Source organism: Embleya sp. NPDC050154 (genome assembly GCF_044460165.1).
Classification (GTDB): domain Bacteria; phylum Actinomycetota; class Actinomycetes; order Streptomycetales; family Streptomycetaceae; genus Embleya.
This window is the reverse complement of the sequence record NZ_JBITJP010000023.1, coordinates 167,634-183,767: the sequence shown is the minus strand read 5'-3', so window position 1 is coordinate 183,767 and position 16,134 is coordinate 167,634. Positions and strand designations below refer to the sequence as shown.

The 16,134-nt window shown below is 69.4% G+C and carries 15 protein-coding genes; 3 read left to right on the top strand and 12 right to left on the bottom strand.

What is annotated here, in order from left to right:
- Nucleotides 1–988 precede the first annotated feature (988 nt).
- The 7 genes from ACIBSV_RS37730 to ACIBSV_RS37700 all read right to left on the bottom strand — a co-directional run bounded on the left by ACIBSV_RS37730 (nucleotide 989) and on the right by ACIBSV_RS37700 (nucleotide 5,917).
- On the bottom strand, nucleotides 989–1,537 hold the full coding sequence (locus ACIBSV_RS37730; RefSeq protein ID WP_391590010.1) for a TetR/AcrR family transcriptional regulator: 549 nt from the start codon (nucleotides 1,535–1,537) through the stop codon (nucleotides 989–991).
- Nucleotides 1,538–1,563: 26 nt separating this feature from the next.
- On the bottom strand, nucleotides 1,564–2,034 hold the full coding sequence (locus ACIBSV_RS37725; RefSeq protein ID WP_395871278.1) for a nuclear transport factor 2 family protein: 471 nt from the start codon (nucleotides 2,032–2,034) through the stop codon (nucleotides 1,564–1,566).
- A 578-nt stretch (nucleotides 2,035–2,612) separates the two neighbouring features.
- Complete coding sequence (locus tag ACIBSV_RS37720; RefSeq protein WP_395871276.1) at nucleotides 2,613–2,798, bottom strand: hypothetical protein; 186 nt, start codon at nucleotides 2,796–2,798, stop codon at nucleotides 2,613–2,615.
- A 474-nt stretch (nucleotides 2,799–3,272) separates the two neighbouring features.
- Nucleotides 3,273–3,695, bottom strand: coding sequence for a hypothetical protein (locus tag ACIBSV_RS37715; protein WP_395871274.1), 423 nt, complete (start codon nucleotides 3,693–3,695; stop codon nucleotides 3,273–3,275).
- On the bottom strand, nucleotides 3,692–3,865 hold the full coding sequence (locus tag ACIBSV_RS37710; protein ID WP_395871272.1) for a type II toxin-antitoxin system HicA family toxin: 174 nt from the start codon (nucleotides 3,863–3,865) through the stop codon (nucleotides 3,692–3,694). Before ACIBSV_RS37710 ends, ACIBSV_RS37715 begins: the two co-directional genes overlap by 4 nt.
- A gap of 462 nt (nucleotides 3,866–4,327) precedes the next feature.
- The gene (locus tag ACIBSV_RS37705; protein ID WP_395871270.1) at nucleotides 4,328–5,467 is read right to left on the bottom strand and encodes a Fic family protein; all 1,140 of its coding nucleotides are present in this window, start codon (nucleotides 5,465–5,467) and stop codon (nucleotides 4,328–4,330) included.
- Nucleotides 5,468–5,770: 303 nt separating this feature from the next.
- Nucleotides 5,771–5,917, bottom strand: a complete 147-nt coding sequence (locus ACIBSV_RS37700; RefSeq protein ID WP_395871269.1) for a hypothetical protein — start codon at nucleotides 5,915–5,917, stop codon at nucleotides 5,771–5,773.
- A gap of 101 nt (nucleotides 5,918–6,018) precedes the next feature.
- Between ACIBSV_RS37700 and ACIBSV_RS37695 the strand changes: the two genes are divergently transcribed.
- Nucleotides 6,019–7,455 (top strand): hypothetical protein, encoded by a 1,437-nt coding sequence (locus tag ACIBSV_RS37695; protein WP_395871267.1) that lies wholly within the window; start codon nucleotides 6,019–6,021, stop codon nucleotides 7,453–7,455.
- A 205-nt stretch (nucleotides 7,456–7,660) separates the two neighbouring features.
- The gene (locus ACIBSV_RS37690; protein ID WP_395871265.1) at nucleotides 7,661–8,152 is read left to right on the top strand and encodes a hypothetical protein; all 492 of its coding nucleotides are present in this window, start codon (nucleotides 7,661–7,663) and stop codon (nucleotides 8,150–8,152) included.
- 1,292 nt (nucleotides 8,153–9,444) lie between these two features.
- Here ACIBSV_RS37690 and ACIBSV_RS37685 read toward each other — a convergent pair.
- Both ACIBSV_RS37685 and ACIBSV_RS37680 read right to left on the bottom strand, forming a co-directional pair.
- A complete protein-coding gene (locus ACIBSV_RS37685; protein WP_395871263.1) occupies nucleotides 9,445–10,479 on the bottom strand; it encodes a hypothetical protein in 1,035 nt (344 codons plus the stop codon).
- A gap of 242 nt (nucleotides 10,480–10,721) precedes the next feature.
- On the bottom strand, nucleotides 10,722–11,213 hold the full coding sequence (locus tag ACIBSV_RS37680) for a hypothetical protein (RefSeq protein WP_395871292.1): 492 nt from the start codon (nucleotides 11,211–11,213) through the stop codon (nucleotides 10,722–10,724).
- A 427-nt stretch (nucleotides 11,214–11,640) separates the two neighbouring features.
- Here ACIBSV_RS37680 and ACIBSV_RS37675 point away from each other — a divergent pair, with 427 nt between their 5' ends.
- Nucleotides 11,641–11,820, top strand: coding sequence for a hypothetical protein (locus ACIBSV_RS37675; protein WP_395871262.1), 180 nt, complete (start codon nucleotides 11,641–11,643; stop codon nucleotides 11,818–11,820).
- Nucleotides 11,821–12,049: 229 nt separating this feature from the next.
- Here the strand turns inward: ACIBSV_RS37675 and ACIBSV_RS37670 are convergent, their stop codons facing one another.
- The 3 genes from ACIBSV_RS37670 to ACIBSV_RS37660 form a co-directional block, all read right to left on the bottom strand.
- Nucleotides 12,050–13,057, bottom strand: a complete 1,008-nt coding sequence (locus ACIBSV_RS37670; protein WP_395871260.1) for a TerC family protein — start codon at nucleotides 13,055–13,057, stop codon at nucleotides 12,050–12,052.
- 200 nt (nucleotides 13,058–13,257) lie between these two features.
- The gene (locus ACIBSV_RS37665; protein ID WP_395871258.1) at nucleotides 13,258–14,922 is read right to left on the bottom strand and encodes a hypothetical protein; all 1,665 of its coding nucleotides are present in this window, start codon (nucleotides 14,920–14,922) and stop codon (nucleotides 13,258–13,260) included.
- Nucleotides 14,919–15,560, bottom strand: coding sequence for an ABC transporter ATP-binding protein (locus ACIBSV_RS37660; protein WP_395871256.1), 642 nt, complete (start codon nucleotides 15,558–15,560; stop codon nucleotides 14,919–14,921). Before ACIBSV_RS37660 ends, ACIBSV_RS37665 begins: the two co-directional genes overlap by 4 nt.
- Between the last annotated feature and the right edge of the window lie 574 nt (nucleotides 15,561–16,134).

Below are 16,134 nucleotides of genomic sequence, written 5' to 3'. Positions count from 1 at the left end.
AGTGTTGGTTGTATGTGACTCCGTCACTTCCAACCAACACCAATCGCTACGCGATTGCCCACGGCACTGAACATCTCCCACTACCGACCGCATCGCTCGGGAACTGCGTTGGCAACAACAGGGGTTGGCGTCCGAAGCCGCGATCATCCCGGGGTCGACAAGCCAAAGCACCGACTCGTGGGGCAAACCAACACCCCACAACATCACGCGACTTGGAACCGTCATCGCCAACCATCATTGGAAACAGGCGACTTCACCACCGGGCAGGCCACTTCCAATATAGGTGCGTGCCACACCACGAACAAGGTCTGCATCAAAACCTGTTCCGGGTACGATCCGGGGAAATCCACGAACCCCACCCGGTACCGGACCCGGCCCGCTCCGCGGCCCCACCACCGCACCCAACGGGGCGAACGGCACCGACCCGCAGGCACATCGACCAGCCCTCCACAGCTACCACAAGCCCGGCCCGGCAACCACCAGCAACCACTCCACAAGCGGCCTGGACGCCCTCCTGTTGCCCTCACGCCCCGATCCGCCACATGCCACCAGGGGCTCGGCAAGGCCACACAGCGCCATCGACAGGCCCGGGCGCCCGACCGACAACCCGACCCGAAAGTCGTAGGAAAACCAGACAGGAAAACTCGACAGGAAACCGAGAGGCGCCGCCGATCAGGAACGACACGAACGGCCACCGAGAGGCGACCTCGTCCACCGTCCACGGGTTTTCCCAACGGAACCGACCATCCGTCCCAGATCCTGCAAAACCACAGCCCACAGACCCGACAAAGCCGAGCAAGACAGCAAAAACCCAGGCCACGCAGCCAAGATCCAAATCCCAGATCCTGCAAGCCCAACGGTCAACACACGATCAAACGACAAGAACTTTCAAAACTGCCGGGACGGAGCAACCAGTACGCGCCGTGACTCCGGCCGGCGTCCGGCACGCGGAACCCGGGGCCGTCGTCGCCGACCTGCCGGTGTCGGGTCATCGTGCGGTGAGGACGTGCGCCCACGGCTCGTCGATGTCCGCCAGGCCCAGCACGGCGACCACGTTGTCGAGCATTCCGGCGCCGAACCAGTGCCGCACGGCGTCGTCGTCGCCCAGGAGCTGCCGAACGGTGGCGACCTGTTTGGCGTAGCACCGGCGTACGGCCTGCCCCACGAGCGGCTCGCCGGCGGCGCAGTTCGCGTGCATGAGGAAACGCAGGATGCTCCGGTCCGCGACGAGCGCGGCGTAGGCGTCACGCGCGGCGCCCAGCGCCTCCTCCGGCTCCGGCCCGGCCCCACCGGATGCCGGGGCGTGGGCGACCAGCGTGTCGGTCATGACGACCGACACGTGGTCGACCACCGCCGCGAACAGCGCTTCCTTGTTGGGGTACAGGCGATACAGGTACGGCTGGGAGACGCCGGCCCACTCGGCGATCTCGTGCGTCGTCGTCCCGTAGAACCCCTTTTGTGCGAAGCAGTCGACCGCGGCGGCCATGATGGCCCGGCGTCGTTCGTCGCTCTTGGTGCTGGTACCGGCGGCAGGCATGGGCGTCAGTCCAACATGGCTTGGGGTCAGGCGCCAAACGTGACGCTGCGGTCGGAGGCGGCCGGCACCTCGGAGGGTGTGAGGGCGTCGATCGCGACCAGGGGGTTCCAGTAGTCCAGGTAGTGGGTGATGCGTGCGTCGTCGTCGGTGCGGACGACCGAGATGCAGGTCTGCTCGTACGGCTTGCCGGTGGGCAGCGCCGTGCCCGTCGAGCGGAATTCCGCGACTACGAGACTCGGATCGACCGTGTCGTGGAACACGAGGTCGACGAACCTGACGTCGAAGGTCTCGGGGAAGCCGCGCATGTGGGCGAGCAGGGCGTCTCGCCCGATGACCTGCTTCGGCACGCCGTCCGGGGCGTACGGAAACTCGAGTACCGCGTCCGGGGCGAACAGCTTCACCCACTCCTCGGTGTCTCCCGCGGCGGTGAGGCGCAGGTGCTCGGCCACGGCGTGCTGGGCAGCGGCGCGGCGGGCGTCGTCTTCCGTACGTGTCATGCTCGCTCCTACGTTAGTGGTCGACCGATAACCTACTACGGCCGCGATCGGTGTGGGTAGTTGTTGGTGTGCATGGTCAGCCTGCCGACACCGGTCTCACGCCTCGTTCATCACCCTGCGGCAGCCGATCGGTCACCTCACGTCAGCCGGCGATACAGGGATCCGAACCACCGGTACAGGCACTCCGTCGACTCCCGTCGCCGACGACCAACCACCGCCATGACACGGGCCATTCACACGCCACGACAACCACCAGGAACCCCCCGACAGGCCACCCGGACGCCCTCCTGCGGCCCTCACTTCCGGATCCGCCGCCACCAACCCACCAGCCGCCACAACGCCCCACAGCGCCATCGACAAGCCCGACGCCCGATCAACAACCCGACCCGAAAGTCGTAAGGAAAACCCGACAGGAAACCGAAAGGCACCACAGGAACCGCCACGCCCGCGACCCCGGTTCGCCTCAACCACGCCATGGCCCGCCGACCAGGGTCGGTCGCGAGCGCGTCGACCTCCCCCGCGTGCGTTCACGGGTTCTCGACGGCGTCGACGATGTTCGGATCGGAGGCCAGGCGCAGTTACGCGGGTCGGAACTCGGCGGGGCCGGGTGTGGTGTGGCCCAGAACCACGACCCGAAGACGAGTCCCGGCCGGATACCGGCCGTCCGTGTCCCGCCACGTCGGCTCCGCGTACTCCGGTTCCAGCAGGCCGACCTCGCCGTTCGGCATCTCGACCATCATTCCGAAGGGGCGGTGACGGACCACGACCGCCTCCACCACCGCGCCCCGCGAGTACCCGCCCGCCATCGGTCCCCCAGCCCTCGTCGGAATCCCTCGCCGTACGATCCGCGAACGCCGCGACGACCCTGGGACGGTCCCGGAAGGGAATCCTCAATCGCGACGCGCAGCAGGTGATCACCGCATCACATCGAGATCAGCACCCTCAAGGCGAGCCCAACCTCCACCCACGGTTTTCCCAACGGAACCGACCATCCGTCCCAGATCCTGCAAAACCACAGCCCACAGGCCAGACAAAGCCGAGCAAGACAGCAAAGACCCGGGCCACGCAGCCAAGATCCAAAGTCCCAGATCCTGCAAACCCAACGGTCAACACATGATCAATCGACAAGATCTTTCAAAACAGCCGGGACGGAGCACCCGAAAGTCGTGAGGAAAACCGGACAGGAAAACTCGACAGGAAACCAAGAGGCGCCGCAGGAACTGCGGCGCCGGTTCGGCTCAGGCGTCTTGGAGTTTTCCGCGTTTGGGGCGTTGCGTGGTGGTCCGTCGCGGAGCAAGTTGGCTGACACGCTGGTGGGAGAGTCCCAGGACCCGGCCCGCGTCGCGTTGGCTCATTCCGGTGTCCAGCAAGGTCGCGACGGCGTCGGCCAGCGCTCGGCTCGCCGTCCTGTCGGCTTCCTCGGCTGCCCGCCGCGCCTGATCCAGGGCGTGCAGGGCCTCGGTGGTGCCTGCCACGGACAGTTCGACGCTCACCTCGTCCGGGCTCACGTCCAACGCGGCCGCGACGGCGTCCCGGGCCATGTCGGCGGCTTCGGCGAGGGTACGTCCCTGGGTGTACACGCCACCGGCGGCGTCCTCGACACTGACGGCCCACCACACGCCGGACCGTTCGGCGGTGGCCTGGTAGACGGTGGGGGTCATGCGTTTCTAGCCTTCCTCAGGGTCTTTTGAGCGGTGATCTCGTTGATCTCGCGGTGACGCGCGACCACGAGGATTTGGCCTTTGAGTTCGTAGATGTCGTGGTTGCCGCCGTGCCGGGTCAGGACGGCTCCGAGGGCTTCCAACTCTCGGACGAGGTCGGTTCGTTTCACTCGTGGATTCTATCCACGATAGACAGATCGATTCTAATTCGACTAGAAGCCCGCTGCAAGGACGGCTCGCTCGAAGCGCCCACCGGTTCGGCGTGGCGAGTGCCGGCCGGGATCGGGGCCCATCCGGCCGAGGGCACGAGGGCCCGGTCGTCGCCGTGGCGCCGGCGCCGGCCGACGCGCCGGCCGAAGGCCCGGGCCGGCCCTTCGGCGCCGGCGGGCGGGGTGTCAGGGCATGTCGCCGGACCGGCGCAGGCATCCGTCCGGCGAGCTCGTGGGGGAAGCGGAGGAGCATCTGGTCAGGTTGCGCGGGGCGCAGACCGGGAGCACCGCGGACGCGGCCGGGCGGTACGGACGAGGAAACCCGGGTGGGGCGGGTATTCTCACGGCCCGTCCGACCCACCGGCTCCGGCAGCCGGTGTCGGCTGGCCGGTGCCATCCCTGGCTGTATGACTCCCCGGCGTGTCACTCGGTGTACGGGTTGACGATGCGGTGGGGTCGCTTGGCGATCTCCAGCAGGTTTTGCGGGAAGCGGGGGCCGGCGACGTAGTGGCGGCCCTTGGTCTGTCCCACGGCGGTCAGTACCCCTGCCTTCGTCAGCGCTTGGAGGTCGCGTGTCGCCTGTTGGGTGTTGATCGCTTCGGCCCGTTCGTAGCGGGAGCGCCGCACCCTGCCGACCATGGCGACTTCGTGGAGGGCTGTGACCTGCCGTTCGGTGATGCCGTCGGCTTCGGCGGCCTCCATGAGTTGCACCCAGCATTCGTTGGAGCGGTCGACACGGTGCCGCACTCGCTGGGCCTGCTGGTGGTAGGCGAGGAGGTTGAACTTGATCCACGGCAGTGTGTCGCGCCCGGGTGACCAGAGGGGGCCGCCGACCTCGCGGAGCACCTTGTAGTAGTCCCAGGTGTTGCCCGGCATTCCCAGCCACTCCTCGATCGAGGAGAACTCGGGGGCCAGGACGCCGCCGCGGGCGATCAGCAGGGTCTGCAGCGAGCGGGACATCCGCCCGTTGCCGTCCGACCACGGATGGATCTTCACCAGGTTCAGGTGCGCCATCGCGGCCCGGATCAGCACGTGGTCGTCGAGGTCGCCCTCGTTCAACCAGTCGACGAGCTCGCCCATCAGGCCGGGGACCAGTTCCTGATCCGGCCCCTCGTAATCCGTCTCCAACTCGTCGCCGGGGGCCGTGATCCGGATGGCGGTCTTTCGCCACTGCCCCGCCGTCTTCAGCGGATGATGATGCCCCTGCAACATCCAGTGGAGCGCGTTCAGCAGTTCCTTGCCGTACCGGAAGTCGGCGACATCGTGCAGCGACTGGATGTACGTCATGGCCTGCCGGCAGGCCAGCGTCTCCGCCTTGTTCTCGTCGCTCGCGTCGACCTCGCGTTCCCCGTCCATCAGGTCCGCGACGTCCTTGACGTCGACCCGGTAGCCCTCGATCGTGTTCGACGCCGCGATGGCGCTGGCCGTCAGGGCCTTGCACAGATCGAGCGTCCATTTCACGGGGGCCTGCCGGACGGCGTGGCGTAGCCGGTCACGCATCGCGTCGACCTGTTCCAGGACCCGCAGGTCAACCGGCTCGAGGTGGGGAATCGCATACAACATGAGGCAATGACACCAAACTCCTATCATTTCATGCTTGCGGCCTTCGGCCACGTCAACCGGGCGTGGGCGCCACCGGGTGTACGGCGCAGCGGTGGGTGGGCGTGGGGCGTCACACGGCGGCGATGCGAGACGGCGGGGTCGAAGGCACGGCGGCGGGTGGCGCCGGGCAGGGTGTCGCGAGGCCGAGACGCGGGCGGTGGGGCGGGCCCGGAAGGTGATGCGGCGGACGTCCTCGTCGAGTTCGGACTCGCGTGGGCAGGCGTTGACGGCGAGGGTCTCGCCGGCGCCCGTGCAGCGGTGGATTCAGGTCTTCGCTTCGGTTGCGATGGTGTCCCGGAGGTTCTCGCGGGCGGTGATCAGGACGCGGGTGGCAACGATCCGGGCGTCGGGCGGGGGCACGTACCGGTCGGTGTCGGTGTCCATCGGTGGGGTGGGCGGGTTCGCGGTCACGGTTGTTCCTCGGGTTCGGCCTTGTGTGTGGTGGGTGGGGGCCGGGTCGGATGCAGTGCGCGCGCAGGTGATGGTGCCAGCCGTGATCCGCAGGTGTGGGCATGGCGGGGCGGCCGGTGCGGCTGTTGTGGCGCGGCGCGGCGGACGGGCGGACACGTTCGTGGGTACTGCGGGTGTTCGCTCGGTACACGGACGGCACCGCGCTGCCGGCCGACTTCCCCGGCCGTGCCGAGGCGGGCGGTGAACGGGCGCTGCAGGCCGCGGCGGTGGTGACGGCGGCTTTGAGCGGGGCGCGGCGGGGTGGGCGGCCGGTGGTCGCGGTGGGGGCGCATGTGCGGTTCCGCGGAGCGGGATGGCAGATCGTTGCGCTGTCCGGACAATGCTTCCACCTGGTCGGCGAGAGCGGGGACGACGAGGTGGTGCCGGCCGGGCACCTGTTCGCCGATCCGGACTTCGCGGTCCGGGGTGCGGGGGTCGGGCAGCCGCGGTGGGGGTTGTTCGAGACCGCCCCGGCCGCGGCGCGGGAGAGGGCGTTGGCGTGGCAGCGGTACATCCGGGAGGTGGAATGTGGTCGTGCGGGCGGGCCCGACGGCGGTGGGGTGGTGCGGCCGGAGTACGACCCGGCGCGATTCACGTCGGCCGAGCGGGAACGGGCCACGGCCGAGGACTTGACTGCTTTGGGTTTCGGGCGGGTTTCGCGGACGACGGTGCAGCGCATGCGCGGCCGGTACCGAAGGCAAGGCCTGTGGGGTCTGGTCGACAAGCGCGCCACGCGCGGCGCGAGTGCGACCGGGCGCAGCGACGAGCGGGTGGTGGTGGCCGTGTTGGAGGCGTTGCGGCGGCAGCGGGGGCGGTCGAAGGGGACGGTGGAGGGGTTGCGGCGGTTGGCCGGGGAGATCCTGGACCGGGCGCATGGGCCGGGTGTGGTGGCCTTGCCGTCGCGGGCGACGTTCTATCGGTTGGTGAACGCTCTGGCCGATCCTGCGGAGTTGCCGGCGCGGACCGCGAGCGCGACGACGCCGCCGCCGTTCGCTCCGGTGGGTGCGTCGCGGCCGGGTGAGCAGGTCCGGGTCGACAGCACCCGCCTGGACGTGATGGCCGTTTTGGACGATGGCCGGTTGGGGCGGCCGGAGTTGACGATCGCGGTGGACGTGGCGACGCGGAGCATCGTGGCGGCGGTGCTGCGGCCGGAGGGGACCAAGGCGGTCGACGCCGCTTTGTTCGGAGATGGTGGTGCCGCATCCGATGCGGCCGCACTGGCCCGAGGCGTTGGAGTTGTCGCGGGCGAGCGTGCCCTACGAGCGGCTGGCGGCGGTGGACGGGCGGTTGGAGGGCGCGGCGGCGCGGCCGGTGATCGTGCCGGAGACGGTCGTGGTCGACCGGGGCAAGGTGTTCGTGTCCGAGGCGTTTGTGGCGGCGTGCGAGACGTTGGGGGTGAGCGTGCAGCCCGCGCCGTCCGCGAAGCTGTCGTGGAGGCGTGCGGTGCGGCGCGGTGGGCCGCCCGGTGGCGTTGTCACCGGGTGCGGGAGTTGTTTTGATGAGTTGGAGAAGCCGGCATAGGACCCACGTCGCGAGTCGGTCTGTTTGACGTCGTGCCGGGCGTTGCGGTGCAGTGGTGGTGTGGGCTCTCGCCGCACCGGGGCGAGCGGGACGCCACTTGCGCGAAGGGCCCCCGTGAACGGGTTGACGTCGGCCGAAATCCTGCGCCGATGCTATGGCGTTCCCTTTCCACCGGAGTTCTTTGTGTTGGGCGAGCCGCACGAGATGACCGAGGAGTTGTTGGTCGAGTTCTTTGCTCGGCCGTGGCAATTGGTGATCCCGCCGGCCGTGTCATGGCTCCGTACAGAGGAGGAAGAGGAACGGGTCCTGCTCGCTCGCGACCTGCTCCCCTTGGTGAAGCCGCTCGGACTCCGCCAGCGTCACGGTGGCAAAACGGTCGGCTACCGTCTGAGCCGACTCGCCGACGGCCGCACCACGGTCTTCGCCCTCCCTCGCAACGCCCGCCCCGACAGCCCCATCGAGCACGTCGGCGACTCGCTGCTGGAGTTCCTGCACGAGCACCACACCGACCACCGGGATGCGCTCCTCAAGCAGTACAACGCGCCGTCCAACTTCGGCACCGGCATGGTCGATGCCGACGAGGTGCAAGAAGTCGAAGCCCTGCTCCACCACATCGAATACCTCCAACGCCGAGCCGCCGACCACGGCATGCACGACCGACACGCAGCCGAGTGACAGCGATTCACACAGACGCCGCGCCCGACTCATCGGGTAGTCGTCGCCGAAGTCGTTGCACAACCGGGTCGCGACCGGTTTCGAGGCAATCGGTCGAGGTGGCGATCGTCATCGCCGGCGACGCGGTGGCGGATGCGGGAATCGTCGCCACCATCACTCCGGTTCCGGGGCCTGCTGTCGTTCGTACCCCCGATTGGCCAGAGGCCCGCGTCGGCCGGTGGTTGGCATGGAGCCCAGGAGCCGCCCGGGGAACCGGTGTTGGTGTCAGGTCATCCGACCCGCGCGGGGCTGTCGCGGGTCACAGCCCTACGCGTGCGGCCCACGGCCGCCGGGATGGACACGCATCGGGTGCCGCATCACGATGGGCAGTCCTCCCCGATCGCCGCCCGAGGCGGGAAATGGGAGGTCCACCACAACCCCCCGACGGCCGCCACGTGTGGATCCGCCTGCCCGACGGCGAGTCGACCGAGATCCCGTGGATCCACCGCGACCACGCCCACCACCCGTTCGACGAACGCACCCGGCAATACGTGCGTGCCACCGTCATCCCCCACACCGACACCGACATCCACGAAGCGAACCTCGCGGAAGCCTTCGACCGGCTCATGCGCCGTGCCCGCGCCGGAAGGGCCACCCGCACCGAACAACGCCTCCTCTCCCGCGGCACACCCATCCGGATTCCCCCACCGGGACACCCCCGTGCACGAAGGGCGGGGGCAGGACCTCGGCGGCACCGTCCCGGGGGCGGGCGGGGACAGCCTCGACGAACTCGACGACGGCCTCGACGAGTCACCACCGCGGGGGTGGTGCGCCGACGAAACCGACCCCGACTCCCCCGCACCGCCGTACGCCGTACACGGGGTACGGGCTCTACGACGCACACGAGGAGGCCCTGAAATGGTGACCCCCGGTGCGCGATCGAGCGACGACACGTGGGCACACATCCATGCGGACACGACGGCACGGTCCCGGCCGGTGACCACCTGGCAGGGCTGGCAGAACTTCGTCGCCGCAGCGCCCCCGGCGCCGCCCGAGCCCGGCGCACCGCTACGGAGCCGGGAGGAACGCCCGGCCTACCACTCCGTGTTCGTGACCGTCCGCACCCCGGCCATCGACACCCTCGCCACGAACATGCGCACGTTGATGATCCTGGGCCGCCACCAACGCATCACCGCCCGACCGGCGTTGATCGTCACCGGCCCCGCCGCGGCAGGGAAGACCGCTGTACTCCATGTCGGACGCGAGTGGGGAACGAAGGGCCGCCCGGGGCTCCGGGTGTGGGCCACGGATGCTCACTCGGGCTCCCCACCCCGTATGCCGTCTCCGAGCCGCCAGCGACGTATGCATGGTGCGGCGCCGTCGAGGGCTGCTGTCACTGTCACCCAGGTGCCGTCGCCGGCGCTGCAGAGGTTGATGGCGTCGGCGTCGTGGTGGGGCGCCGGGTAGTGGATGCGGGCCCGTGGCTGCAGGGTGTGCGTGTCCAGCAACATGTGCTTCGGTGCGTATTCGCTGAGCGCGATGACGTGTACACGGTCCAGGAACCAGGCCCACAGGAACGTCGCGGTCGACGATTCGACGCGGGGGTCGCGACCGGCGTCGTCGTCGGCCGGTCCGAAGTCGTGGAGTTGCACCGTGCCGAATGCGTTGCCCAGCCAGGTGCCCGCATCCGGATGCACGTCGAGCGGTACGCCGAAGCCCCGGGACGTGGTCGTGGGTCGGCCGTCCGCGTCCCAGCGTGTCCACCGGCCGTCGTTGCCCGCGCCGTCGAACGCGTCGGAACTGGCGTGCCGTCCGTCGGGGTGGATCAGCACCTTGTGCGGACCTTCGTAAAACGACGGCGATGTACCGATCACGGCCCCGTCCGGAAGCGAGATCACCTGACGCTGTGCCGTGTACGTGACGTCGCTGTCCTCGTCCCACTCATCGTCGGGTACGGGCACGAAGGCCCACAGCTCGGTTCCCCCCGGGGCGAACACCGCGCACGCGGGGACATCCTCCCCGTCGACGTTCCCCAGCGCGGGGTGGCTCGCCTCCCACACCGTGCTGCCGTCGACGCGCACGCACGCCGAACGGCGCTCGCCGGCGAACGCGGCGAACCGGCCGTCCGGACTGATGTCGTGATTGAACCAGCCCGACTCCACGAAGTACCGGGGTATGACGAACCGTTCGTCGATGGTCAGGTCGGGTGACAGGAGCAACAGCCCGCCATCGGCATCGCGAACGATCCAGCGCCCACCGTACGTCTTCTCGATCCGGCCCATCACCTCACGGGGCAATTCCGCGATCAACTCCGCGTGGGCGCAAGGCAGCGCAAGGTCGTTCGTCATGAGGTGCAGCGTAGTGTCCGAGACACAGTCAGTCGCAGCCCACCGACCACCCTTGCTCAGCCATCGTGACCATGGCTGAGTAGGCCCGGAGCGCGCTGCCGGTATTGCTCCCGGTCCGTTTCTCCGGACCTCTCGCCGAGTGAAGTAAGCCGCCGACGAGGTGCCTCCGGCTGAGGTCCTTTTCCGACGGCCTCTTCCCGAACCGGACGGGCCCGATTTCCAGGCATCCGGCTCTCCAGTGATTACTTCCGCAGTACTGCGGTGGGACGCCCTGCGTGGATGCCTTCATGGCAACGGCGGCAGATCACCAGGGCCTTGCGCCGCCGCATCGCCATCAGATGGACCCATGCGGGCCCTTCTCGGCGTCCGGGCCGGTTGAGATCAGCGAGCTTGCGGACATGGTGAACCTCAAGGCTCGTCCGCGCCTCGCACATCTCGCAGCATTCGGCGAGGAGCCCGTGGATCAGCTCGTTGCGTTTCATGCTGGCCATGACCGGCCGGATGTCAGTGAGGACGGCCGTGCGCTGCCGTTTGAGCGGTATCCCGCCGAAGCGGGTGACCAGCGGCTTCCTCCCCTTATCGCGTGGGACGGTGACCTGGATGCAACGGCGCGGTCCGTCGGGTGTCTCAATGGTGCTTTTGTACTTCCGGGACATCTTCGTAACCGTCGACCGGTGTTTCCCGGCCAGCGTCTTCAGCATTGACGTCTCCATGACCCACTGGAGGCGGCCCAGGCGGAATGAGGTGACCCGAGTTTTATAGAGTCCGTTTGCGGTTGTTTACGCGGACTGCGTGGTTTGCTCCTGGTCGGCCCGGTGTTGCTGCTCGTACTCGAGCGGTGGCATGTAGTCGAGCGCAAGCCCCGACACACGACGCCGGTGCCCACGCCCCGGGGGCCGCACCCGCGAACACCGGTCACCACGGGCGTCGGCGTCGTAGCGCGTCGCCGACGCGCACTTGTCGCCGGTGGGTTCGTCGCGGCCGGCCGGCCCGGAGCGGTCGTGCGGGTCCACCTGGCGCTGCGCGGCCGGGTCCGTGTGGCGTGCCTGCTGAAGGCTCCGTGTCTCGCGCCGTCATCGTGCGTGCGGTGCTCGCGCAGTCCGTTGTCCTGGTCTCGCTCTACGTGGCGCTGACCCAATCGCCGCCCCGGGAGGCATCGAGGTGATCGCCGTGATGGGCCAGAACCCGCCCATCCGCAGGTTTCGCATCGGCCAGATCGACGCGAAGGATTCGTCATGGACATTCACGCTCTTCCTCAACGCCACCGCCACCGAAGTGCTCGCCTGCACCGGCGTTGCCAGGTCCGCCTCCCCGACAGGTCGAGACTCCGAGGCGACGTGACGGCAGGTCTGCCTTGGTGACAACCGAGTGCCTCGGCTCACGGGCCCTGTCGCCGCGGTCGGCGTTGTCCAGGCGGTGGGTGAGGAAGCGGGCGATGCTGCGGCGGCAGAGGTGGACATGGGGACTCGCCACGAATCCACGACGGTGGACGCACAGGGGCTGGGGGCAACACACCCGAGCGTCCTCAACGAACCGCCACACCACCGACCACCATCCCCGGGATCACATGTCAGTCCGCCGCGTCGTCGCGGGTGGTGTTGTTCGTGCGGTCGGTCGGCGCGGAAGCGTCCGCTGCTTCCTCGTCGGGAGGCAGGGGACGCAGGATGCTCAGCACGATCGAGGCTGCCAGCACCAGGATGATCACGCACAGGCTGACCAGGGAGGGAATCTCCGGTACCGACTCGCTGATCACCTTGTGGGAGGCCTGCAGGACGAGCTTGACGCCGATGAACGCGAGGATGATCGACAGGCCCTTGCTGAGCAGATGGAATCGCGAGAGAAGACCCGACAGCAGGAAGTACAGGGCGCGCAGACCCAGGATCGCGAACGCGTTGGACGAGTAGACGATGAACGCGTCGTCACTCACCGCGAGCACCGCCGGTACGCTGTCGACGGCGAACACCAGGTCGGCGGCCTCGATCGCGACGAGGACCACGAACAGCGGGGTCACCACCCGCCGACCCGCCTCGCGGACGAAGAAGCGGCTGCCGGAGTACTCGTCGCGCACGGGGACGACCTTGCGCACCAGGCGAACGGCCAGGCTCTGGCCCGGGTCGAAACTGTCCTCCTCGTCCTTGAGAAGCTTCCACGCGCTGTAGAGCAGCACGGCCGCGAACACGAACAGCACGGCCGTGAATTTGCTGACGATGGCCACACCGGCCGCGAGGAACAGGCCGCGAAAGACCAGTGCGCCCAGGACGCCGAAGAACAGCACCCGATGCTGGTACTCGCGTGGCACCCGGAAGTACCCGAAGATCAACGCGAACACGAACAGGTTGTCGACGGACAGGCTCTTCTCGAGGAGCCACGCGGTCGTGTACTCCACTCCCGCCGTCGTTCCGACCTGCCAGAACACCAGCCCGCCGAAGCCCAGGGCGAGACCGACCCACAGGGCGCTCCATGACGCGGCCTCGCGGAATCCGATGACGTGGTCCTCGCGATGCGCGAACAGGTCCACCGCGAGCGAGACCACCACGATCCCAGCGAAGACGAACCACAGCCACAGAGGTACATCCATGTCGAGCCTTCCGTCGCCCACCGAACACGCGTGACGGATGACCAGCTCCATCCGCCCCATGACAGAACACCAAGAGTTTCCCCTGAAAGGGCAAAGAAGTGCCAATCAGTGGCGCGTGGGAATCTCTGGTAGGACCTTTTGAAGCTCCGTCGTCGCGGGGCGGGATGCATCAGGTGCTTGGGAGGAGCGTCGAGGCTCGTTCAGCGCCGTGCGCGGGCACGGGCATGGGTCCACCACAGCATCAGTGCGGCCAGCGCCCAACAGGCCGCGAGACGGGCCGACACGGTGGCCGTGCCCGCGCCGGACATCGACGACGGGGCGAGCAGGACGGTGAGTCCCGTGACCCCGACGATGGGGCCGGCTCCGTACCACACCACCGCCATCACCGGGCCGACCTGCGCGAACGCCGGATGGGACAGCATCCACGCGGGGGTCGGGGGGCGGTAGGCGCCGACCAGTCCCGCCGCGACCAGGACCGGCGCCGCCGCCGGCACGACCAGGAGCGCGCCCGGATGGGCGAGCACCGTCACGGGCAGCGCGAACAGGCAGCCGGCGACCACAAGGAGCAGGATCGGGACCGGCGCGTGCTCCAGGGCCACACGCGCGAACGGTCGTGGCAACCACGCGGCGCGGCGCGTGTCGTCCCCGTCCAGGCGTGCGGACTCCAGGAGCGCCGCGGCGGCGAAGTACCCCATCAGCGCGGCGGCGACCGTGAGCGGGGTCGCCGCCGTTCCCTCGGTGTGTGCCGCGACGGTCGCGGTCGCGGTCGAGAACGCCAGGAGCAGCAGCATCAGGCCCGTTCGTCGCGGTGCCGCGAGCAGGGCCACGGCGTCCCGCCAGACGACGAGCAACGCTGCCCGGCGCGGGGCGCGCAGTCGGGCGGCCCACCGCTGGGCCCGTCCCGCGCGGCGCGTGTCGGCGGCGCCTGTCGCACCGAGCCTGGCGGCGCGCAGGTCCAGTGCCCAGAGTCCTGCCAGGACTCCCGTGGACGCCCGCGTGCGCACGCGGAGTTCGGCGGTGGGGATGCCCGCGACCAGTCGGGGCACGGCCCACACGGCGGCCGATGTCGACAGGATCAGCAGCGCGAGGGCGAGCGGCCACAGCGGCACGGACCCGCCGGCGGCGGCGAGCACGGGCTGTGCCGCCCAGCCCCATGGGCCGGACCACAGCTGCGCCGTCTCCACGCCTCGCGAACGGTGACCGCGCGCGGCCGCGACGACCTGGACGATACCGAGGACTATCCCCAGCACCAGGACCGGCACGAGCCGACGCAGCCGATCGGCCACCCGTCGTGAACGCTCCACCACTGCCGCGCCGGTCACGGCGAGCGTGGCGACGCCCACCCCGAGAGCCGCGAACGCGAGGAGCCCGGCCCCGACGCCCCCCAGGCCGGCGGCGGCGATCACCAGGGCCCCGACCAGGCCCAGGAGGAGCGCCGCCGCAATCCAGACACCGGCGGACAGCGCGAACCACGGCAGGAGCACCCGGCCGCGACGCACCGAAAGCGTGAGGAGCCAGTCCACGTCCGGGCGTGGCGGCGTCACCGGGCCGCGCCAGAGCCCGTCCCAGGCGGCAAGGGCCAGGACGGTGATGGCGGCGAGGACCAGGCCGGAGGGCAGCACGGCCGCCAGTTCGTCCGCGTAGGCGGCGAGCGGCTGCCGGCGCACCTCGTGGATCGCGCCCGCCACATACACGCCATAGGTGCTGCCGAGCAGAAGCACGACGATGTACACGGCGTAGCCGAATCGGCGGGCCCTGCCCCTGCCGCGCCGCAGCCGCAACCAGGCGGTCGTCGCATCCGTGGGATCCTGCGCGAGTACCGGCGTCGAGGCGCCGACGCGGACGTCCGGTGCGGGGCCTGTCACGGATGCGTCGTCGCCGGCGGGCCGTCCGCGACCACGCGGCCGTCGTCGAGCACGAGCACGCGATCCGCCACCGAACCCGCGAGTTCCCGATGGTGGGTTGCGAAGAGCACGGTCGTGTCCCGGTCCCCCTCGGCGCGCAACCGGTTCGCGAGGCGCTCGCGTGCGGCGGGATCCAAGCGCTGTTCCGGCTCGTCAAGCACCAGCAGATCACGCGGGCGCACCCATGCCGCCGCCAACAGCATGGCCTGCGTCTGCCCGGAGGACAGGGCGCCGGGCAGCGCGTCGGCATGGCGCAGCAGACGTTGGTCGTCCAGACAGCGTTCGATCACGGCCTCGTGGTCGGCCACGGCGTGTCCCACCGCGACCAACTCCAGGTGCTGTCGCACCGTCAGATCGGGATAGCAGGTGAGCGCCTCCCCCACCACCGCGACCCGGGACCGCACACGCGGGTCGTCCTCGGTCATGAGCAGCCCGTCGAATCGGACCGTGCCGGTCGTCGGCCGATCATGTCCGCACGCGAGACGCAGCAGCGTGGACTTCCCGGACCCATTCGACCCCATCAGGGCTACGCGCTCACCCGCGACCACATGAAGATCCAGGGGTTTCAACGCCTCCCGCTCACCGAACCGACGGCTCACACCCGCTAGCGTCAGCAAACTCTTTCTTCACCCCTTGCGCGCGTTCCCTCGGCCTGCCGGCACGTCCTGATCGAAACCGTGCTCGTGAAAACCGTGTCCGAAGCCGTCTTCCTCGCCACTCTATTGGCCCGGCCCTGGCCCAACCCACGGAGTGGTCGGGCCAAGGCGACGCTCTCCCCGCGCCCCGCCCGGCGTTTCGGCCGTGTCACTCGACCGGGCCGCACGCCGGGTGCGCATCGTCGCCCGACCGGCGCGAACATCGGGCCGGGCCTCGCCCGAGTGGCCGGCGGGACAGCCGCGGCGGCCGGCCGCGCGGCGACGGTGGGTGCCGGTGGGTGCCGGGGGTGGCCGCGATTGAGGGGATTTGTGTTCCATGGGTCTGCCTCCGCTTGGCCCCCCGGGCTTGTAGTCCCCGGGACCCGTAGCGCGGTCGGGTCGATGACGACGAAGACGCCGGCACGGCAGGGGCTGTTCGTGACCGCCCCGCCGGCAAGCCGGATCGCGCCGGGCGCGGTGGCCGTCTCGGCGCGAGTCGGCACACGCGCTCGACGACGCGTGGGGCAACGAGGACGGC

Coding starts and splice junctions, on each gene's coding strand:
- ACIBSV_RS37730 (WP_391590010.1), bottom strand. CDS start 1,537: ATGCCTGCCGCCGGTACCAGCACCAAGAGCGACGAACGACGCCGGGCC.
- ACIBSV_RS37725 (WP_395871278.1), bottom strand. CDS start 2,034: ATGACACGTACGGAAGACGACGCCCGCCGCGCCGCTGCCCAGCACGCC.
- ACIBSV_RS37715 (WP_395871274.1), bottom strand. CDS start 3,695: ATGACCCCCACCGTCTACCAGGCCACCGCCGAACGGTCCGGCGTGTGG.
- ACIBSV_RS37705 (WP_395871270.1), bottom strand. CDS start 5,467: ATGTTGTATGCGATTCCCCACCTCGAGCCGGTTGACCTGCGGGTCCTG.
- ACIBSV_RS37695 (WP_395871267.1), top strand. CDS start 6,019: ATGGCGGGGCGGCCGGTGCGGCTGTTGTGGCGCGGCGCGGCGGACGGG.
- ACIBSV_RS37685 (WP_395871263.1), bottom strand. CDS start 10,479: ATGACGAACGACCTTGCGCTGCCTTGCGCCCACGCGGAGTTGATCGCG.
- ACIBSV_RS37670 (WP_395871260.1), bottom strand. CDS start 13,057: ATGGATGTACCTCTGTGGCTGTGGTTCGTCTTCGCTGGGATCGTGGTG.